The sequence below is a fragment of the Leptotrichia sp. oral taxon 498 genome (assembly GCF_002240055.1).
GTDB classification, from domain to species: Bacteria; Fusobacteriota; Fusobacteriia; order Fusobacteriales; family Leptotrichiaceae; genus Leptotrichia; species Leptotrichia rugosa.
Genome location: NZ_CP016753.1, coordinates 2,109,395 through 2,129,152 on the forward strand (window position 1 = coordinate 2,109,395; position 19,758 = coordinate 2,129,152).

At 28.2% G+C, this 19,758-nt stretch carries 12 protein-coding genes and 1 tRNA gene; 1 reads left to right on the plus strand and 12 read right to left on the minus strand.

Annotated features, from left to right (window positions below; genetic code table 11):
* Window positions 1-17 precede the first annotated feature (17 nt).
* The 8 genes from rplA to BCB68_RS10590 all read right to left on the minus strand — a co-directional run bounded on the left by rplA (window position 18) and on the right by BCB68_RS10590 (window position 9,003).
* Window positions 18-725, minus strand: a complete 708-nt coding sequence (gene rplA / locus BCB68_RS10310; protein ID WP_094080697.1) for a 50S ribosomal protein L1 — start codon at window positions 723-725, stop codon at window positions 18-20.
* A 79-nt stretch (window positions 726-804) separates the two neighbouring features.
* Complete coding sequence (rplK, locus tag BCB68_RS10315) at window positions 805-1,230, minus strand: 50S ribosomal protein L11 (protein ID WP_094080698.1); 426 nt, start codon at window positions 1,228-1,230, stop codon at window positions 805-807.
* A gap of 127 nt (window positions 1,231-1,357) precedes the next feature.
* Complete coding sequence (nusG, locus tag BCB68_RS10320) at window positions 1,358-1,981, minus strand: transcription termination/antitermination protein NusG (RefSeq protein ID WP_094080699.1); 624 nt, start codon at window positions 1,979-1,981, stop codon at window positions 1,358-1,360.
* Between the two features lies 1 nt (window position 1,982).
* A complete protein-coding gene (gene secE, locus BCB68_RS10325; RefSeq protein ID WP_094080700.1) occupies window positions 1,983-2,198 on the minus strand; it encodes a preprotein translocase subunit SecE in 216 nt (71 codons plus the stop codon).
* 80 nt (window positions 2,199-2,278) lie between these two features.
* Window positions 2,279-2,354, minus strand: a tRNA-Trp gene (locus BCB68_RS10330).
* A gap of 16 nt (window positions 2,355-2,370) precedes the next feature.
* Window positions 2,371-2,520, minus strand: coding sequence for a 50S ribosomal protein L33 (rpmG, locus tag BCB68_RS10335; protein WP_006807173.1), 150 nt, complete (start codon window positions 2,518-2,520; stop codon window positions 2,371-2,373).
* A 104-nt stretch (window positions 2,521-2,624) separates the two neighbouring features.
* Window positions 2,625-6,032 (minus strand): UvrD-helicase domain-containing protein, encoded by a 3,408-nt coding sequence (locus tag BCB68_RS10340; RefSeq protein WP_094080701.1) that lies wholly within the window; start codon window positions 6,030-6,032, stop codon window positions 2,625-2,627.
* On the minus strand, window positions 6,013-9,003 hold the full coding sequence (locus BCB68_RS10590) for a PD-(D/E)XK nuclease family protein (RefSeq protein WP_157697384.1): 2,991 nt from the start codon (window positions 9,001-9,003) through the stop codon (window positions 6,013-6,015). The genes BCB68_RS10340 and BCB68_RS10590 overlap by 20 nt, the downstream gene beginning before the upstream one ends.
* A 181-nt stretch (window positions 9,004-9,184) precedes the next feature.
* Between BCB68_RS10590 and BCB68_RS10350 the strand changes: the two genes are divergently transcribed.
* On the plus strand, window positions 9,185-11,332 hold the full coding sequence (locus tag BCB68_RS10350) for a heavy metal translocating P-type ATPase (protein ID WP_094080702.1): 2,148 nt from the start codon (window positions 9,185-9,187) through the stop codon (window positions 11,330-11,332).
* A gap of 97 nt (window positions 11,333-11,429) precedes the next feature.
* Here BCB68_RS10350 and BCB68_RS10355 read toward each other — a convergent pair whose 3' ends face one another.
* The 4 genes from BCB68_RS10355 to lepB are packed head-to-tail and all read right to left on the minus strand — an operon-like array spanning window position 11,430 to window position 19,728.
* Complete coding sequence (locus BCB68_RS10355; protein ID WP_094080703.1) at window positions 11,430-14,078, minus strand: valine--tRNA ligase; 2,649 nt, start codon at window positions 14,076-14,078, stop codon at window positions 11,430-11,432.
* A 48-nt stretch (window positions 14,079-14,126) separates the two neighbouring features.
* Window positions 14,127-17,588, minus strand: coding sequence for a DEAD/DEAH box helicase (locus BCB68_RS10360; protein WP_094080704.1), 3,462 nt, complete (start codon window positions 17,586-17,588; stop codon window positions 14,127-14,129).
* Between the two features lie 39 nt (window positions 17,589-17,627).
* Complete coding sequence (locus tag BCB68_RS10365) at window positions 17,628-18,149, minus strand: GNAT family N-acetyltransferase (RefSeq protein ID WP_216639349.1); 522 nt, start codon at window positions 18,147-18,149, stop codon at window positions 17,628-17,630.
* A gap of 1 nt (window position 18,150) precedes the next feature.
* Entirely contained in the window at window positions 18,151-19,728 is a 1,578-nt protein-coding gene (gene lepB / locus BCB68_RS10370; RefSeq protein WP_237048641.1) for a signal peptidase I, read from the minus strand.
* Window positions 19,729-19,758 lie beyond the last annotated feature (30 nt).

A 19,758-nucleotide genomic window follows, 5' to 3' on the forward strand; every position in this document is an offset into this window, starting at 1 on the left:
GAGATAGTTAATTTTTATTATTCAGCAACAAAACTTCCTGCTAATAATGGGTCAATTTTAATTCCAGGTCCCATAGTTAATGAGATTGCAACTGTTCTTAAATATTGTCCTTTAGAAGCTGCTGGCTTTAATTTAACAATTTGATTTAATGCAACTTTAAAGTTTTCTACGATTGCTTCTTTTGAAAAATCAACTTTTCCAATTGGTAAATGAATCGAACCTAATTTATCAACTTTAAATGCAACTTTTCCTTTTTTAAATTCTGTTACAGTTTGTTCAATGTTTGTTGTAACTGTTCCTGATTTAGGGTTAGGCATAAGTCCTTTAGTTCCTAAAATTCTTCCTAATCTTCCTAATTTAGGCATCATATCAGGTGTAGCTATAACTAGATCGAAATCTAGCCATCCACCTTGAATTTTACTGATATATTCATCATCTCCAGCAAAATCTGCTCCAGCGTCTAACGCTTTTTGGATGTTATCTCCTGAAGTAATTGCTAATACTCTTACAGTTTTTCCTGTTCCATGTGGCAACGAAACTGTCCCTCTTACTTGCTGATCAGCATGTCTTGGGTCAACTCCAAGTCTTACAGCTAATTCAACTGTTTCAACGAATTTTGCACTTTTTGTATCAAATACTAATTCCAAAGCTTCCTCTGGAGTATAAACTTTCATTTTATCTACTTTTTGAGATATTTCATTATATCTCTTACCTTTTTTTGCCATTTATTATTTCCTCCTCTGTGGTCATTGGCTAGAAAACCTTCCACTTCTTCCAATAATGTTTTTTATTTTTTATATATAATTATTCAGAAATTTTAATTCCCATGCTTCTTGCAGTTCCTGCAACAATATTCATAGCTGCTTCAACACTTCCAGCATTCAAATCTGGCATTTTAGTTTCTGCAATTTCTTGTAATTGAGCTTTAGTTATAGTTCCAGCAACTTCTTTTAATGAGTTTCCAGCACCTTTTTTAACTTTAGCTGCTTTTTTTAACAAGTCTGATGCTGGTGGAGTTTTTAAAACAAATGTAAAACTTCTGTCAGCATATACTGTAATTTCTACTGGAATTACAAATCCCATTTTATCTTGTGTTTGTGCGTTAAATGATTTACAGAATTCTGCGATATTTACTCCATGTTGTCCTAATGCAGGTCCTACTGGTGGTGCAGGATTCGCTTTCCCTGCTTCTAATTGTAATTTAATCTTTCCGATTACTTCTTTAGCCATTTTTCCTCCTCTGTGGTCAGTGAATTTTTTTAAATCTCCCACTTTTTCATAAATTTTGCTAATAGTTATTCTTAAATAATACTTTTAATACTATTTTAGTAATGTAGTTAATATTTTTTGACTTTTATTAATAGTCTAATTTTGCAATTTCTGTGTATTCAAGTTCAACCGGTGTCTGTCTTCCAAATACTTCTAGCATGACAGTAACTTTTCCATTTACATCGTCAATAGCTGAAATTTCTCCTTCTTGATCCAAGAATGAATCTTTTTTAATAATTACTTTTTCTCCAACTTTGAAATCAATGTTATATCTAGGTTCTTTTTCAACTGTATCACCATTTATATTAATTCCAACTTTAGCAAGTAATTCTTGGGCTTCTTCGTCAGATAGCGGTATTGGATCACTTCCAACCCCGACAAACCCAGTAACTCCGTTAGTATTTCTTATAACATACCAAGCATCACTGTCAACACGATAACCTAATCCTAATTCATTTTCTTCTTTCACAGATAACATTTCAATTAGTACATAACTTGGAAACAATTTTCTTGAAACTTTTACCATTTTTCCTCGCTTTTCTTCCAAGACTTCTTCTTCAGGTACTAAAATTCTAAAAACTCTATCTGTCAAATCCAATGATTCGATTCTTTTTTCCAAATCTGTTGCTACTTTTTTTTCGTAACCAGAATAAGTATGAATTATATACCATTTTTTTTCGTATACAATTTCATTTTCATTTTTTTCAGTCAACTTACGCGCCTCCTATAAAATTTTTTATAATGTTGCTCACATTGGTCAATACAAAACTGAATGCTGTATCAAAAAGAAGTGTATAAAGTGCTATGAAAATTGTTATTAAAATTACAATTACAGTTACATGATAAACTTCTTTCTTATTAGGCCAATATATTTTTTTATATTCTTCACGCAAATTTTTTAGACTTTCTCCTAAATTAAATTTACCCATAAATATTCTCCTAGAATTATTTAAGACATATCTTAAACTTCTATTTTATTTTTCTAAAAAAAAATACTCATATTTTAAAATGGCAGGCCAGGCAGGAATCGAACCCGCAACTTTCGGTTTTGGAGACCGACGCTCTACCAATTGAACTACTGACCTATCTTTTTATATGAGATTATTTTACTTCTCTGTAAAGAGAATGTCTTTTTAGCACTGGATTATATTTTCTCATTTCCAATCTTTCTGGATGAGTTTTTTTATTTTTAGTTGTAACATAGTGTCTCAACTTAGTTTCAGTGCATTCTAAAATTACTTGTACTCTCATCTTCTTCTATCCCTCCCAATAAAATATTGGTATTACCAGAATAAACTAGCGAAAAAATTATAACACAGTTTTTTATCTTTGTCAACATCATTTTTTTATTTTTATTAAACTTCCAATATTTGCGTTATAATTTCATAACTTTTTCCAACTTTTTTTGATAAGATTCTTTTATAATTTTCTATTTGCTCTTTATATTTTTCATTTTTTTCAGGTTCATAACCTGTTTTGTAGTCAAAAATGTAGATTTTTTTATTTTTTTCGTCGATATTGATTCTGTCAATTATTCTTTTTTCCATCTTTTCATTGTCGTAAATTTCAAATTCATTATAAACTTTATATTTTGGATTATAAATTTCGAGATTTCTTTGAATAAAATTATTCATTCGTTCAATCATCTCAAAAATATTATTTTTCCCAATCATATTCCCATAACGGCTAAAAATTGCTGAATTTGCAACTTTCTTTTCGTTTTCCACATCTGTTAAAATATGTTCAAAATAATAGTGCATTGCAAGTCCTTTTTTTCTTTTGAATTCTTTTTCTAAATTAATCTTACTTGAGTTTCTGTCATTTTTTGCAATATTATCCGAAAAATATGGGAGAATTTTTTTTAGATCTAATATTGTTGTTTCTTTCATATTTTTTATTTTTTTGATTTCATTAATTTCTTCATAAATCTCTCCATTTGAATAATTCTCGCTTTCATTTAAATATAAACAATCTTTATATTTTTCAATTAATTTTTCTGTTAATTTATCACAATATTTCTCACCTGATTTTTTTATGTCAAACAGTAAAATCAAATTTTTCTTGGCTCTTGTGAGCGCCACATAATCTCTGTTAATTTCTTCGATTTTTTCTTTTTCTTCTTCCAATTCTCTAATTTTTTTATATTTCTCATCTCTTAAAATCAATTTTTCATATTTTTTCAAAGTCACCAAAAATTCCGTAACTTTTTCAAAATTTCTGTCAAATTGTATAAATGTCTTTATTTTTGATGTTTCATTTCGGGAATTTTTGCTCATTCTTTTACATTTATAATAAAAAACCGTATCAAATTCCAATCCTTTTGATTTATGTACTGTCATAAGATTTATAGCGTTTTTGTCCTCGCTTCCAAATTGCTTTATGTCTTCTTTTTTTTCTTCGATATAATTTATAAAGTCAAATAAATCTGTGTGACTTTTTAAAATATTGAAAAATTCAAAAATATTTTTTATGTCGCTATTTGTTGAATAAAAATTTGTTATCTCAAAATCTTTTATAACTTCCAGCGAAAAATTTTCTTTTTTTGTTTTTGAATTTAAGTTTTCAGACAATTTTTTTAATTTTTTTATTTTACTCAAAACATCTGAAAATAAAAAGCCATTTCTTTCAATTAAATTTATTTTTTTATATTTCAATAATTCTTCTTTTTTTATTTTTATTTCTTTATCTTTTTCTTTATCTTCTATTTCTTCTTTATCTTCATATTTTTTTTCTATTTTTTCATCTTTTATTTCTTCTTTTTTTTCTTTTTCTCTTTCTCTTTTTTCTATTCTTTCAATATTTATATTTTTAGTATTTTCATTATTTTCATTTTTATTTTTTTCAAAATCAAAATTAAAATCAAAATTTTCTAAAAACAAATCAAAATCTTCTTCTTTTGAATTTTTCATAAAAATTTCAATAATATTTTTATTTTCCAAAATATATTTCACATGGCTATTCAGACATCCAATTAAATCTGAACGAAGAAATTCTAACAAATATTGAAAGTTATTGTATAAAAAATATTTTATAAGTCTGTAAATTGGATTAACTGCGCTGTGCTCTAAAATCGACTTGTTGCTCTTCAAAGTATACGGAATATTATAAGCATTCAATTCACTTGCGATTTCAGATAAATATTTATTTTTTCCAGCGATTATACAACTTTTTCCAAGATTTTTAATCTCTTTATTTTCTATCATTTGAATAATATTTTTAAAAATTCTCTTTTCAGTTGGAGACTTTTTGCTTTCTAGTTCATTTATCTTAAACTCAAAATAACCTTTTTGGTATTCAGCATCTTCAGCTTTATAATCAACTTTCTCATAATTCCAATTACTTTTCTCATCATAATCGCAATAAATTTTGTTTACATTTTCAATAACCGCTTTATAACTTCTGTACGATTTTTTCAAAGTTTCCACTTTCGAGCCGTCAACTATTTCGTCAAGATTTTCAAAAAGCTCTTTTTCTCCGTCACGCCAACCGTAAATACTTTGCTTTTCATCTCCCACGCAAATTATATTTTTAGCGCAGTCCATTATGAGCTTTAAAATTTTCCACTGCAAAATGCTCGTGTCCTGAAATTCATCGACCATAATTGTATCAATATTTCCACCAATTATTTCAAAAAAATCTTGAGTAAATTTATTATTTTCGATAAATTTTAAATTTTTGTCAAAAATAAATTCGTAAGTATAAATCGAAATATCGTCGTGCGTAAATTTTTTGGAAGAAATTTTTTCTCTTCGGACCAAGTCGTACAAAAATTCACAAAATTCTTTTAATTTATTGTGAAATGGATAAACTTTATTTTTTAAAATATATTTTGAAAATTTATCTAAAAAGTTTTTTTGAAGTTCTTGCAAAGTTTCTGTTAATTCTTTTTTCCGAATAAACTTTCCGTTATAATAATTTTTTATTTTAGAATCTAAAAGTTTTTCCAAATTTTTAACCACAATTTCTATTTTTTTTTCAGAAGAATTTTCACTTTCTTTTTTTATTTGGTCAAAAATTTCAAAAAGTTTGTCATTAAAACATTCAGAAATATTTTTCCCTTTTTCTTCAGAAAATATTTTTACTTCAGAATAAATTTCTTGAAGTGGTGTCAAAAAATCAAATACTTCTAAAACTTTTTTTGGGTTATCTTTTTTTTCTTCTTTTAACTCAAAATCTTTTGCAATAACATATTTTTTTTGAAATTCCACAAGCTCTTCAATGATTTTTACATAATTTTTTATTTCTTTTTTTTCTCCAACTTCTTCAATCAAAAACTCAAATTTTTTATAATAATTTTCGTTGTCCATAATTTTCTTAAATATTTTTTCATAAAAATCATTGCTCTCACTGTCAAGAGTTTCAAAACTCGAAATTTCAAAATAAGGAGCAATCGCCTGTTTAAAAATTCTGTTTGTAAAACTGTCAATTGTGTAAATTCTAATATCTTCTTTATTTTTCAACATTTCAAAATAAATATCCTGCAATTTTTCCTTATCAAAATCATCTTCACTCAAATTATAAATTTCTTTCAGATTTTTTTTTAACTCAATTCCTTTACTTTTTTCAAAAGCGACTTGATACAAAAAATTAAAAATCCGCTCTTTTATTTCCGCAGTTGCCTTTTTTGTAAAAGTTACGACAACAATATTTTTAAAGTCGATATTTTTTAATAAATTATAAATATATTCTAGCGACAGTCTATAAGTCTTTCCTGTTCCTGCACTCGCTTTTAATATTATTTTATTACTTTCCTGATTTTTCATTTTCGTCCTCCCATCGCAAAATCAATTCATATTTTTTCTGATTTGAACTTTCTAAAGTGCTATTTTTTTCTCCCAATCTGTAAAAACTTACTTTTTTATCACTTTCCACTTCAAAATATTTTTTCAAAACTTCCATCACTTCATCTTTCGTAAGTTTTTTATTATCTTTTCGACTGTCGGAAATAATTTTCCCATCCCAGACATCCACAACATATTTTTTATATTCATTTTCTCCCAAAACAATCGAATAAAAGTCAAGTTGCGTAAATGCGTTATCAATTCTTTTTTGCGTCAAATTTCCAGTTTTATAGTCAACCAAAATTTCTTCTTTTTTATCTTTTTTTTCATCTTTTATATGCAAGTCAATTGAAATACTAAAAGCTGCATTTCCAAATTTTTCGCTGTCAATCTCTTTTTCAAACTTTTCTTTGATTCTTTCTTCTGAGCTAACTTTTATTACACTTTTATCACTAATTTTATTTGATAAATCAACAAAATATTTTTTTATTCCAATTTTTAAATCTTCAAACGAAATATTTTTATAAAATTCCAAATATTCCTGCGGAATTTTATATTTGTAGGACTGTATTCCAGCCTCAAATTCACTTGCAATTTCTTCCTCACTTATGTCAAAATTTCCTTTTTCCAACATTTTTTTATTTTTTTTCACAATATTTTCATAAATCGAATGAATTATCGTCCCAAAAAATCTCGCATCAATAACTTCTTCAATTTTTTCTCTTTCCACTTTTCCCAATTTTTTATCAATGTAATAGGCATATTCTGATTCTTTTAAATTTTTATAATCGTAATAACCCAAAGTTATTTTTTCATTTTTTAACTCTTCCACATCTTTTAAAAGTCTTGACTGAATAAATTTCCCAATTTTTTTCTCTTTGTAATCTTTTATAAAATAATTTTTTATAAATTCCATCTCTTCTTCTTCAGAAATTTTTTTATTTTTGTTATTTATCTCTAAATCATATTTTAATTTAATTTCTTCCAAAATCCCAGAGCAATCAACATTTTCGTCCAAATTTTTTATATATGAAAGACAAACTTTTTTTGCACCAAAAATTGCGTTCAAAAATCTAAAAATTTCTATTGCTTTCGCATCTTCTGGAACTGGCAGTCCCATTTTCTTTCTCTGAATTTGCGAAAATAAATAATTGTTGACCTTGCCTTTTGGAAAAGTGTCCTGAAAATTTAAAAACACAATATTTTTTTTATTCGTTTCAGGCAAAGTTTTAAATTCGTTAATTTTGTATTGATTGTCGTTTTCTTGTCCCGCAATTTCTTCCAAGTCCAAGCTAATTGATTTCTTGTCCAAATATTTTAAAAACATCTTTAAAAGTCCCGCCGAAATATTTCCCTTGTCAAAAAATTTGTCCCAAAGATTGTCAAAGTCAAATTCTTCTAAAACTGCAATTTCTGAGAGAGCTTCAAAATATTTGTCCCTAATTTTTTTCCCGCTATTTTTTTGTCTGTCAAATATTTCTTCCAAAAATTTTGAATAATCCTGCAAATTTTTTATTTCAAAAATTTTTTCTAATTCTTCTAAAAATTTTATAAATTTATTTATATTTTTTTTCAGTTCAGAAAATTTATTTTTCTCTTTTTTTAATTTTTCAATCTCTTCAACTTCTTCAATTTTTTTATTTTCTTTAATTTCTTTATTTTTTTTATCTTCTTCTTTTTTATCTTTTTTATTTTCACTATTTTCAAAATCAAAATCAAAATTTTCTTCAAATTTTTTATATTTTTTTTCAAGATTAAAATAAATTTTCTCTTTAATTTTAAAATTTTTACTTTCGTTTTCCAAATATTTTTTCAACATTTCAATTGATAAATATTTATAATCTTCTCTGACAAATTTTTGAAAAAGCCAGTAAATATTTTCGATTTTAAATGTTTCTAAAAATTCTTTTAACTTAAACCCGTTATATAATTCTTTCACTTTAAAAATATATTCATTCCCATTTTCTCTTTTTTTAATTCTCACTTCATTCAAAATGTTGCAAAGCACATCCAAAACTTTATAAATCTTAGTTTCCTGCAAAGTTTCTTCCAAATTGTAAATTATTTTCTTTTGGTTTAACAGCTGATAATCTCTTTTAGTTTCACTATTTATATCCTGAACATCGTAAATTTGACATTGCTCTTTTTCATCCGACAATTTTTTTACCAAGCCTAACAGCTGATTAAATTTTGAGCTGTATTCAAAAATTTTAATATCTATATTTTTTTCCAAAAATTTTTCTTTTGGCAAAATTGAAAAGCCATTTTTTATTTTTAATTCCTTTTCGTCAAAATCTTTTTTTGAAAGCTGCAAAATATTTTTTATTTCTACTCCATTTTTTTCCAAATAAATGATTATTTCCTTTTCAAACGGAGTAAAATTAACTTTATTCACAAAACAAATTTTTTTATTTTTCTTCACAAAATCTTTTGAAATATTTTCAATTGTTCTAATCATATAAGGTAAAATTAAATTTTTTTTCTCAACTTGCAATTTAATGCTTCTATCAATTTCCTTCAAATTTTCAAAAATTTCCCGCTGCCAATTTTCCACTTCAATTTTTTGTGCATCAATTTTATATTCCTGCAATTCCGCAAACAAATTATAATAATTATAAGCCACATCAATTATGTCATAATAATTTTTAACTTTCAGTTTTTTTCCAATTTTATTTTTTATCGCATTATAAAAAAATATAACTTGCTTTTCTTCTTTTATCAAAATTTTATCTGTAAAAAAAAGATTTTCATTAAAATCATAACTATTCGTAAGTTTAAAATTATGAAAAATCCCAATTTTTTCATTAAATTCCACATCTTGTAAAAGTTCTTTTTTTATTTCATAAAAAGTCGAAGCATTTTCAAAAACATATAAAACCTTTTCATTTTTTTCAAATTCACAAAACAAATTTTGTTTTAAATCCGCTCCCAGTCCTAAATAATTTATTTCCATCTTTCTTTTCCTTTTCCCCTTTCAACCAAAACTTTTTACTAAAATTATACCACAATTTTTTCCATATCAAAAAAAAACTTTGTTTCACAAAATATTTGATAAAACTATTGACAAAATAAAAAAAATATTGTATCATAACAAATGAATAGTTGTTCATATATTAAATAATAGAGGTGAAAAAATGGAAAAAAATAACGAATGCACTTTGGGAATAAAAGGCCTTGAATGTCCCCACTGTGCCGCAAAAATCGAGCATAATCTAAATGCTTTGGATGAAATAAAAGCAGCTACTGTTGATGTTTTAGGAAAAAAAATTGTGATTAATCCTAACAAAAAATTTTCTAGTGAAGACATCACAAAACTTGTTCAAAAAGAAGTTGACAGAGTTGAAGAAGGTGTGACTGTTTTAATGCCAAATTCTGCAATTGAAGAAGATGAGGAAATAGAAGAAACGGAAGAAAATTTTAAAAGTATAAGAAATAGATTTATTTTAGGTGCAATTATACTAGCAGCTGCAATATTTGTTCCAAAAAATTTATTTGTTCCAAGATTAATTTTATTTTTAATAAGCTATTTTACAGTCGGATACGATGTTTTATTTAAAGCTGTAAAAAATATAAAAAAAGGACAGATTTTTGACGAAAACTTTTTGATGACGATTGCGACAGTTGGAGCTTTTGCGATAAAAGAGTTTCCTGAAGCTGTGTCAGTTATGTTATTTTACCAAATTGGAGAAATGTTCCAAGATTTGGCAGTTGGAAAATCGAGAAAATCCATCACCTCACTTATGAATATTAGACCTGATTACGCAAACTTAAAAATTGAGGGAGAAATTAAAAAAGTTTTGCCAAAAGAAGTAAAATTAGGCGATATAATAGTTATAAAACCTGGAGAAAAAGTCGCATTGGATGGAAAAATTACAAATGGAAGTTCAACTTTTGACACATCCGCTTTAACTGGAGAAGCCATTCCAAGAATATTTGAAATTGGAGATGAAATTCTAAGTGGATTTATAAACACCACAAATCTTGTAGAAATCGAAGTTACGAAGTCATTTGAAAATTCCACAATTTCAAAAATATTAGATTTGGTACAAAATGCAAGTTCTAAAAAATCTAAAACTGAAAACTTTATCACAAAATTTGCAAGATTTTACACACCGGTAGTTGTAATAATCGCTTTACTTATTGCAATTTTGCCAATGATATTTGTAAAAGATGCCCAGTTTTCAACTTGGCTTTACAGAGCGCTTATCTTTTTAGTAGTTTCGTGTCCGTGCGCCTTAGTTGTTTCAATCCCTCTAGGATTTTTCGGGGGAATCGGTGGAGCTTCAAAAAATGGAATTTTAATAAAAGGAGCAAATTATTTAGAAGCATTAAACAATTTGGAAACTGTTGTTTTTGACAAAACTGGAACGCTTACAAAAGGTAAATTTAAAGTTTATGAAATAAATGTTCAAAATTCCAAATACACAAAAGACGATTTATTAAAATACGCAGCTATTGCAGAAAGTTTTTCAAATCACCCAATTGCACAATCAATTGTTTTAGAATATGAAAAAAACAATAAAAAACTTGAAAAAACTGACAGTTCAGAATTTGAATTTGAAGAAATCGCAGGTCATGGAGTAAAAGTAAAATATGAAAATAGCGAAATTTTAGCGGGAAATCTTAAATTATTAAAAAAAGAAAATGTAGAAGCTGCTGAAAAAGACGCTGTCGGAACAGTTGTCTATGTCGCAAAAGATGGAGAATATTTGGGAAATTTAATAATTGCGGACGAAATAAAAGAAGACGCTAAAAAAACAGTTGAAGAACTTAATAATTTAGGGATAAAAAATGTTGTAATGCTAACAGGTGATAACAGAAAAATTGGGGAAAATGTGGCTAGTAAATTAAATATTTCAAAAGTATTTACTGATTTATTACCGCTTGGAAAAGTTGAGAAAATGGAAGAATTTTTGAAAAATAAAAGCGCTAACGGAAAAGTTTTGTTTGTAGGTGACGGAATAAACGACGCACCAGTTCTTGCAAGAGCCGATATTGGAGTGGCGATGGGCGGTGTGGGAAGTGACGCTGCAATCGAAGCCGCAGATATGATTATAATGAACGATGAACCGTCAAAAATAGTAACCGCTCTAAAAATTGCCAAAAAGACAAAAAAAATTGTCTGGCAAAACATAATTTTTGCACTAGGTGTGAAAATCATCATTCTAGGAATGGGAGCATTAGGATTTGCCACAATGTGGGAAGCTGTGTTTGGCGATGTCGGAGTCGCATTAATTGCAATATTAAACGCAACAAGAGCATTGACTTACAAAGAAAATTAAATTTACTAATACTAAAATGGAACTGTCTCTAAATGAGAATCAGTTCCTTTTTTCTGAACCTCCCACGACAAAATCTTTTTTTATTTAAATTTTTTTATTAATTTTTATACAAATTAATTGATTCTTTAAATTTAGCGATTTTATTTTCCAATTCTTCTTTAATCCCTTTTTCTTTGTCAATAACTTCTTTTGGCGCTTTAGACAAGAATTTTTCATTTGATAATTTTCCTAAAACTTTATTTAATTCTTTTTCAGTTTTTTCAATATTTTTTGTAAGTTTAGCAATTTCTTTTTCCTTGTCAATCAAATCGTTAAGCGGCACATAAATTTCAGTAGTTTCAACCAATTTAAAGCCAACTAGCTCAGGAATTTCTGCATTAAATTCATATTTTTCAACATTTGCCAATTTATCCAATATTTTAGCATTATGCTGTAAAATATTTTTTTCTGCATCATTTACAGTTTTGAAAATCACTTCGATTTTCTTAGCTGGACTTACATTAGCTTCTCCCCTAATATTTCTAATTGCATTGACAATTTCTTTTAAGAAGTCAAATTCTTTTTCAGCTTCCAAATTAACAAATTCTTTTTCTTCTTTAGGAAAGTCCGATAACATTATTGTTTCTTCTCCTAAATCCAGTTTTTGCCAAATTTCTTCCGTGATAAACGGCATAAATGGATGAAGCATTTTTAAACCTTTGTCAAGAACAGTTTTTAGAACATATTGTGCTACTGTCTTATCTCTTCCTTCTTGTCCATAAACACGAGTTTTCGCAATTTCAACATACCAATCGCAGAAATTTCCTCTGAAAAATTCGTAAGTAAGTTTTGCCGCCGTGTCAAGCTCATATTTTTCAAAGCTTTCATTAACTTGTCTAGCTGTATTTTGCAATTTTGATAAAATCCATTTATCTTCTAACTTAAATTCTGAACTATCAATTTTTGCACTTGAATCAAAATCTTCCAAATTTGACAACACAAATCTTGACGCATTCCAAACTTTATTAGCAAAAGTCGATCCCATTTCAATCAATTTTTCTGAAAAGTGAATGTCCTGTCCTTGCGAAGTATTATATAAAAAGCTGAATCTTATCGCATCCGCTCCATATTTTGCAATCAAATCCAATGGATCTGGTGAATTTCCAAGAGATTTTGACATTTTTCTGCCAAGCTCATCTCTTATAATTCCGTGCAAATATACATAGCTAAATGGAATTTCATCTTTTATGTAAAGACTCATCATAACCATTCTTGCAACCCAAAAAAATAAGATATCCGCTCCTGTCACAAGTGCGTCTGTCGGAAAGAATTTTTTCAAATCTTCAGTTTCCTTTGGCCAGCCAAGTGTTGAAAAAGGCCACAATGCCGATGAAAACCAAGTGTCAAGCACATCTTTTTCTTCTGTCAGTTCAGTTTCAACTCCAAGTTTTTCTTTTGCTTGTTTTTTAGCGTCTTCCAAGTTTTTTGCTACAAAAACCGTTCCATCTTGAGCATAATAAGCAGGAATTCTATGTCCCCACCAAATTTGACGGGAAATTGTCCAGTCTCTTATATTTTCAAGCCAATTATAGTAAACTTTTTCCCATCTTTGCGGAGTTATTTTAATCTGTCCATTTTTTACTACTTCCAAAGCTCTTTTAGCAAGTGGCTTCATTTTTACAAACCACTGTGTCGACACTCTCGGCTCAATTACTGAATTACATCTATAGCAATGCCCAACTGCGTGATTATGCTCTTTTACTCCAACTAAAAGCCCTTCTTTTTCCAAATCAGCTAAAATAGCATCTCTTGCCTCATATCTGTCAAGTCCTTCATATTTTCCACCATTTGAATTGACATGCGCATCTTCGGTAAAGATATTTATAAATTCAAGTCCTGTTCTTTTTGCCACTTCAAAGTCGTTAGGATCGTGAGAAGGTGTCATTTTTACAACTCCCGTTCCAAATTCCATATCGACATATTCATCGGCAACTACAGGGATCTCTCTATTCATAAGCGGCAAGATAACTTTTTTTCCAACTAAATCTTTATATCTTTTGTCATTTGGATTGACAGCAACTCCCGTATCTCCAAGCATTGTTTCAGGTCTAGTTGTCGCAATAATCACATAGTCGTCGCTATCTTTTATTTTATACTTAATTTCCCAAATTTTTCCTTTTTCGTCAGCGTGATCAACTTCATCATCCGCAAGTGCAGTTTTATCAAACGGACACCAGTTTACAATATATTCTCCACGATAAATAAGCCCGTCGTTGTAAAGTTTTATAAACACTTCTTTTACAGCATCTGAAAGCCCTTCGTCCATCGTGAATCTCTCTCTTGACCAATCCAGAGAAACTCCCAATTTACGAAGCTGCTTAGTTATAAGTCCTCCGTGTTTTTCTTTCCATTCCCAAGTTCTTCTTAAAAACTCATCATATCCAATTTCTTCTTTAGAAGTTCCTTCTTCTTTTAACATTCTCTCAACTTTATTTTGAGTTGCAATCCCAGCGTGATCCATCCCTGGAATCCAAAGCGTATCAAATCCGCTCATTCTTTTAAATCTAATAATCGCATCTTGAATGGAATTGTTTAACATATGTCCCATATGCAAAATTCCTGTTACATTTGGTGGCGGAATTGCGATTGAATATCCTGGTTTTTCAGCATTGTGCTGAGCATTAAAATATCCATTTTCTTCCCATATTTTATACCATTTATCTTCAATTTCATTTGGTGAATATGTTTTATTTAGTTCTTCTGACATTTTGTCCTCCTATTTTTTTCTATTTTTCATTTTTTTATTATACTACATTTATCCCAATAATTCCATAAGTTCTTTGTCACTCATTTCAAACAGCACTTTTTCTCCATCTTTATTTTCCAAAAGATTTTCACTTAACTGCCGTTTTTTCTCTTGAATTTTTATAATTTTTTCTTCAATTGTCCCTTCTGTCACAAGTTTTATAACTTGCACACTTTTTTTCTGCCCAATTCTATAGGCCCTGTCACTCGCCTGATTTTCCACCGCAATATTCCACCAAGGGTCATAGTGAATAACAACATCAGCTCCCACAAGATTAAGCCCTGTTCCTCCAGCTTTTAACGAAATCAGCACAACTTGTCTTTCTCCATCATTAAATCTGTTACAAATTTCCACTCTCTCTTTGGATTTCACATTTCCATCGATATAAAAATATTCAATTCCCATATTTGAAAGCTCTTTTTCAATTTCTTTCAATGTGCCAACAAACTGAGAAAAAATCAAAAGTCTATGTCCATTTTCAGTAATATCTGGCATTAAATCTTTTAAAACTTCAATTTTAGCAACTTCTCCGCTATAATCTTGTTTAAACAAAGCTGGAGAATTACAAATTTGACGAAGCTTTGTTAAAATTGCAAGAATTTTTATTCTGTTATTTTCATTTTTATCAAATTTTTTCATTTCTTTTTTCGCCTGTTTTACATACGACAAATAAAGCTGTTTTTGCTCACTGCTAAGCGTCACAAACACATTTGATTCCATTTTTTCTGGAAGTTCAGTCAAAACTTCTTTCTTTGTTCTTCTAAGCAAAAAAGGCGCAATGATTTCACGCAAATTATTTATTTTTGAAGAATTTGGATTTACAATCGCTTCTTTATAAGTTTTTTTAAATTTGCTCAAAGAATCCAAATATCCAGGAATGACAAAGTCAAAGATTGACCACAGCTCTAAAATATTATTTTCCACAGGAGTTCCTGTAAGTGCGAAATTTACTCTGCTGTTAATTTTCATAACTGCTTTTTTAATCTGTGAAGTAGTAGTTTTGATATTTTGCGCTTCATCTAGCACAACAATGTCAAAAATTCTATTTTTATACTCTTCTATATCGTTTCTAAGCGCTTGATATGTCGTTATCAAAAATCCACTTTTTTGACTTTCGATAATTTTTTTCCTGCTGCTTGCTACACCTTCCACAAGAATTGGAGTAATTCCAGTAAATTTGATAATTTCTTCCTTCCAGTTATAAAGAAGCGAGCTTGGTACAATTATAAGCCCCAGAAAATCTTTATTTTCCTGATAGACCTCATTTAATAAGGAAATTGTCTGAAGCGTCTTTCCAAGTCCCATATCGTCCGCTAAGATTCCTCCAAATCCAATATCATACATATTTTTTAACCAGTTAAATCCCAATTTCTGATACGGAAACAAGCTTACTTTTATATTTTTCGGCTCAACTTCCTTTCGATTCTTTATTTTATGAAAAAGCTCCTTAAATTCATCCAATTTTTCCAAATCTTCTCTAATATTCTTAGAAATTTGTGCCAATTGGAGCGCTTTTACTTTGGAAATTCTATTTTTTCCCACTTTTATATTTCCAATTGAATCAACAATTCCAAGCAGTTCTTCCATACTTTTATTTGCAATTTTAACAAGTTCTCCGCTTGAGAGCGTTATAAATTTTTTCTCTTTTTTAATCGCTTCCGTCACAATTTCAACATCTTGCGGCTTAATTCCCTCAATTTTAAAATTTACATCCAAAAAGTTGTTGCTCGCTTTTTTTATTTCAATTCCAACATTGATATTTCTAGCATTTTTTATTTTATTTTCCAAATGAATTTTCACTTTGTCAGAATATTTCTTATCAATTATTTCAGAGAGTTTACTAAGTCCTTCATAATTTAAAATATATGTATTTTTTGCCAAAGTCGGATTTGAAATTGTAAAATTTCCAATAATTTCTTCCAACTTTTCAAAAAGTTCTGTATTTCTTCGTGGAATAAAATACTTATTATCTTTTTTTTTCGCACAAACCGTGTTTGAAATATTAATTTTTACGATTTCATCTTCTTCGGTTTCCAGCACAAAAACATCAATTTCCCCGTCTTCTTCAATATATTCAGCAACATTTATGCCTTCAAAAGCAAATATCTTTTTTAATTTCTCACTTTCCTTTTTTGGGAGCTGATTAATTAATTCAGCGTCGATAAAATCAAATTTTGCTAAAAATCTAGCTTCGTTTTCCGCCATTTTAAATATTTTGGAAGAATCATTTTCAAAGTTATAGAATAGACTTGTCTCATTAATTTTTTCAATTTCACGCATTTTAATTTTATCATTTTCAAAAACAAAAATCGGCTCATAACTAGACATAACTTGTTTATTTTCTCCCAAAAGTAAAAAGTTTTTTCCTTTTTCCATTGCAAAAAGAAGTTTATTTAAAAGCATATCGTAAACTTTTAATCCTTTTTTATCTTTTATTCCATTTTCAATAACACTTTGAATCTGTTTGCTGTATTCGTAAATCGCCAAAATAATATTTTTATTTATCTCGCTAAAATAGCATTTTTCAGGCTCATATTTAATTTTAGAAGTTATCTCAAATTCTTCTTCTAAAACAATTGCTTGTACAAATTTTATAATATCTTTGACATAATAAGTTTTTTGAAAACCAGTTTTTATTCTCAAAATATAATCTGGAATATTGTTCTCTTCATTATAATCGTAGCCGTATTTATAGTCACTATAGCTTCCTTCATCAATTTCCACTTCTAGTCGTAACTCTTTTTTATTTTCATTTAAAATTTTTTCTTTTTGAAGATGGAAATTATAGATTTCATCTATTTTTTGACTTATTTTTTTAATATTTTCAAAATTTTCTAAATCATCAAAATCTTTTTCTTTTTCAGTTTCAACTTTTTTTGCATCAAAATTTTTACTTTGATTTTCTTCTTTCTTAACTTTTTTATTTTCTTCACTTTCTGACAAAATTCCCACTTTTTTATTATTTTTTTTGTCTTTCAAATCACTAACTTCTTTTTGCTCCGAAGGTTTTATTTTACTTCTTTTTAAATTATTTTTTTCTTCATCTTTTTCAAAATCTTCATTTTTTTCTTTTTTAACTTTTACAATTTCTTCTTTTTTATTTTCCTCTTCAAAGTCATCTTCAAAAAGTACCTCAAAATCGTCTGTTCCAACAATATTATTAATTTTCTTAGATTCATCTGCAAGGATACTCAGCGCCACAATATGCTTACAAGCTCCATGCTGCTTATTATTTTGAAAAAACATGCAATCGCAACTCGCCTCTTCCAACACAGCAGTTTTCTGATTTAGCGTAAGAGATGTATGATAAAGTTTATTTTCCTGAAATTCTCCATCCAATGTAACCAGATTTCCATCTGCATAAAGCGCCGTAATTCCTCCAATTCTTTTCATGTAATACTCTTTCCCAATTGAATAAATTGTCGGTGTAAATTTTTCTTTTAGTTTCATTAAGATATTATTTTTTCTCATTTTTCTCCCTTACTTTTTTTCATTTCAAATTAAAATTATTTATTTTAATTTTTTCAGCATCATTATTATTGCATTTTTATTTTGCCCATAATAATTTTTCCGCACAGATATTTTTTCAAAACCTATTTTCTCATATAATTTTATCGCAAAAAGATTTTTTTCGTAAACTTCCAAAAAAATATCTTCTCCAAAAAAATTTATTTCATCAGAAGAATCATTTTTTATTTTTGAGAAAAATAACTCTTTTATTGAATTTTCCAAAAGTATTTTCCCAAATCCTTTATTTTGACAGCTTTTCAAAATGACAATTTCAAATATATCCGTGTTCTCTATTGTACCATAGAATATAATGTAACCCAAAATTTTTTTTATTTTTTTTTCAAAAACTAAATTTTCAACTTTAAAAATTTCAAAAATTTTCACTTCACTTTCATCTATAAAATCAAATAAGCAGTATATAGCATACTGCTTACTTAATATCATCTCAGAAAAATATTCGGCTTTTACTGTTTTTTCAAAATTTTCGTTATGAATCTTTACCAAATTTTCCAATATTTTCATTTTACATAAGTCCTATTCTATTTAATGGCCACCATCTAAGAAGCAGCTCACCCTTTATACGGTTCTTTGCAACCAACCCAAAATATCTTGTATCCAAACTGTTTGCCGTATTATCTCCCATAGCCATGTAATAATCTTTGTCAAGTGTTATAGTTTCGCCATTTAACAGTCTTGTAAATAGTGCGTCATCATATTTAAAGTCCATAATAGGCATAACCATTTCAGGTCTTCCTTCAACCTTTAACAGGAAAGTATAATAATTTTCAGTGCTGTTTGAATCATCATTTCCGATTATATCTTTAAAGTTTTCAGTTGTTTTTATCTCTTTCAAAAATTCTTTTCCGCTCATAGTTTTATAATTTTCCCCAAAGCTGAATTTTTCCCAGTCAATATCAAAGCTTCTCTCGTTATAAATTGTCATATATTCAGATTTTGAAATTGCTATAATTTTATCCAATTTAACTTTGTCACCTTTTTTTGGAATATAAATTTTATTATTTCCCATAAGTCCTTCAGGAAGATAATTTTTCTCAGGTTTAACTTCGGCTAAAACTTGTGATTTTTCACCATTTATAAGCATCTCACCTCCGACATTTGCCACTTTTAAACTATTAAATGCTTTTGTGTCTGCATAATATTTTTTTACAGCTTCTTCAAATGACTTTTTGTCTGTAAATTGCGAAGCGTCAGGATAAATCGGCTGGTTGTCGACATTTGCCATCATAAATGTCTTTAAGTCAACTTTTCCTTTTGAGATTTGAAGCGTATTTCCAGGCGCTCCAACTATTCTTTTTGTATACATCATCTTGTTAGTTACAGGCTCTTTAAACGCAATAATCTGCCCAACTTTAGGTGCTTCAAATCTATATTTTATCATATTTGCAAAAACTCTATCTTTTACAGCGATTGTTGGCTCCATCGAACCTGTTGGAATAACATAGTTTCCAAGATAAAACATCTGAATCAAAAGCACAAGAATGATTGCAAGAATTGAATTTGTAATTCTTGTAAAAGCTCTTCCAAGTGAACTTCTTTTTCTTTTTTCCTTTGATACAACCTCTTCTGGCGTAATATTTTCATCTTTAAATATTTTTTTTACAATTTCCTGTGTCGATTCATTTTTAATTTTCGCTTCAGTCAGCATTTTTTCTATTTCTTTATTATTTTGTGCGATTTCTTTCAAAACTGACTGCTCAGTTATTTCTTCTTTTGACGGTTTTCTCAAAAAATAAACAAGCAATAGCGACAACACTACATTTATCGCAACATAAATATAATATTTCACATCCAATATATTAAACATCGCTTTTCCCAAAAATAGCATAACCAAATTCCCTAAAAAAATCCATTCATGTTGTTCTCTCAAAACATAAAAAATTAAATTTAGAATAAAAACTCCATAAATTCCAAAAACTTTTATTTTAATGATATTGTCAGGTGTTTTGTCAATAATTGAAAAAAACACGGCAGTCACAACTAAACTTATAACTGTCAAAATATTCCCCAAAAAAAGATTGTTATTTTCTTCCAAATCAATATTTTTAAGTACGTCGTCTTCTTTTTTTCTTAAAAAGCTCATCACTTTTTTCTCTCTAAAAAAGAAATACAA

Bases quoted from the DNA above. Each gene is read 5' to 3' on its own strand.
- rplA (WP_094080697.1), bottom strand. From the start codon at position 725: ATGGCAAAAAAAGGTAAGAGATATAATGAAATATCTCAAAAAGTAGAT.
- rplK (WP_094080698.1), bottom strand. From the start codon at position 1,230: ATGGCTAAAGAAGTAATCGGAAAGATTAAATTACAATTAGAAGCAGGG.
- secE (WP_094080700.1), bottom strand. From the start codon at position 2,198: ATGGGTAAATTTAATTTAGGAGAAAGTCTAAAAAATTTGCGTGAAGAA.
- rpmG (WP_006807173.1), bottom strand. From the start codon at position 2,520: ATGAGAGTACAAGTAATTTTAGAATGCACTGAAACTAAGTTGAGACAC.
- BCB68_RS10340 (WP_094080701.1), bottom strand. From the start codon at position 6,032: ATGAAAAATCAGGAAAGTAATAAAATAATATTAAAAGCGAGTGCAGGA.
- BCB68_RS10590 (WP_157697384.1), bottom strand. From the start codon at position 9,003: ATGGAAATAAATTATTTAGGACTGGGAGCGGATTTAAAACAAAATTTG.
- BCB68_RS10350 (WP_094080702.1), top strand. From the start codon at position 9,185: ATGGAAAAAAATAACGAATGCACTTTGGGAATAAAAGGCCTTGAATGT.
- BCB68_RS10355 (WP_094080703.1), bottom strand. From the start codon at position 14,078: ATGTCAGAAGAACTAAATAAAACATATTCACCAAATGAAATTGAAGAT.
- BCB68_RS10360 (WP_094080704.1), bottom strand. From the start codon at position 17,588: ATGAGAAAAAATAATATCTTAATGAAACTAAAAGAAAAATTTACACCG.
- BCB68_RS10365 (WP_216639349.1), bottom strand. From the start codon at position 18,149: ATGAAAATATTGGAAAATTTGGTAAAGATTCATAACGAAAATTTTGAA.
- lepB (WP_237048641.1), bottom strand. From the start codon at position 19,728: ATGAGCTTTTTAAGAAAAAAAGAAGACGACGTACTTAAAAATATTGAT.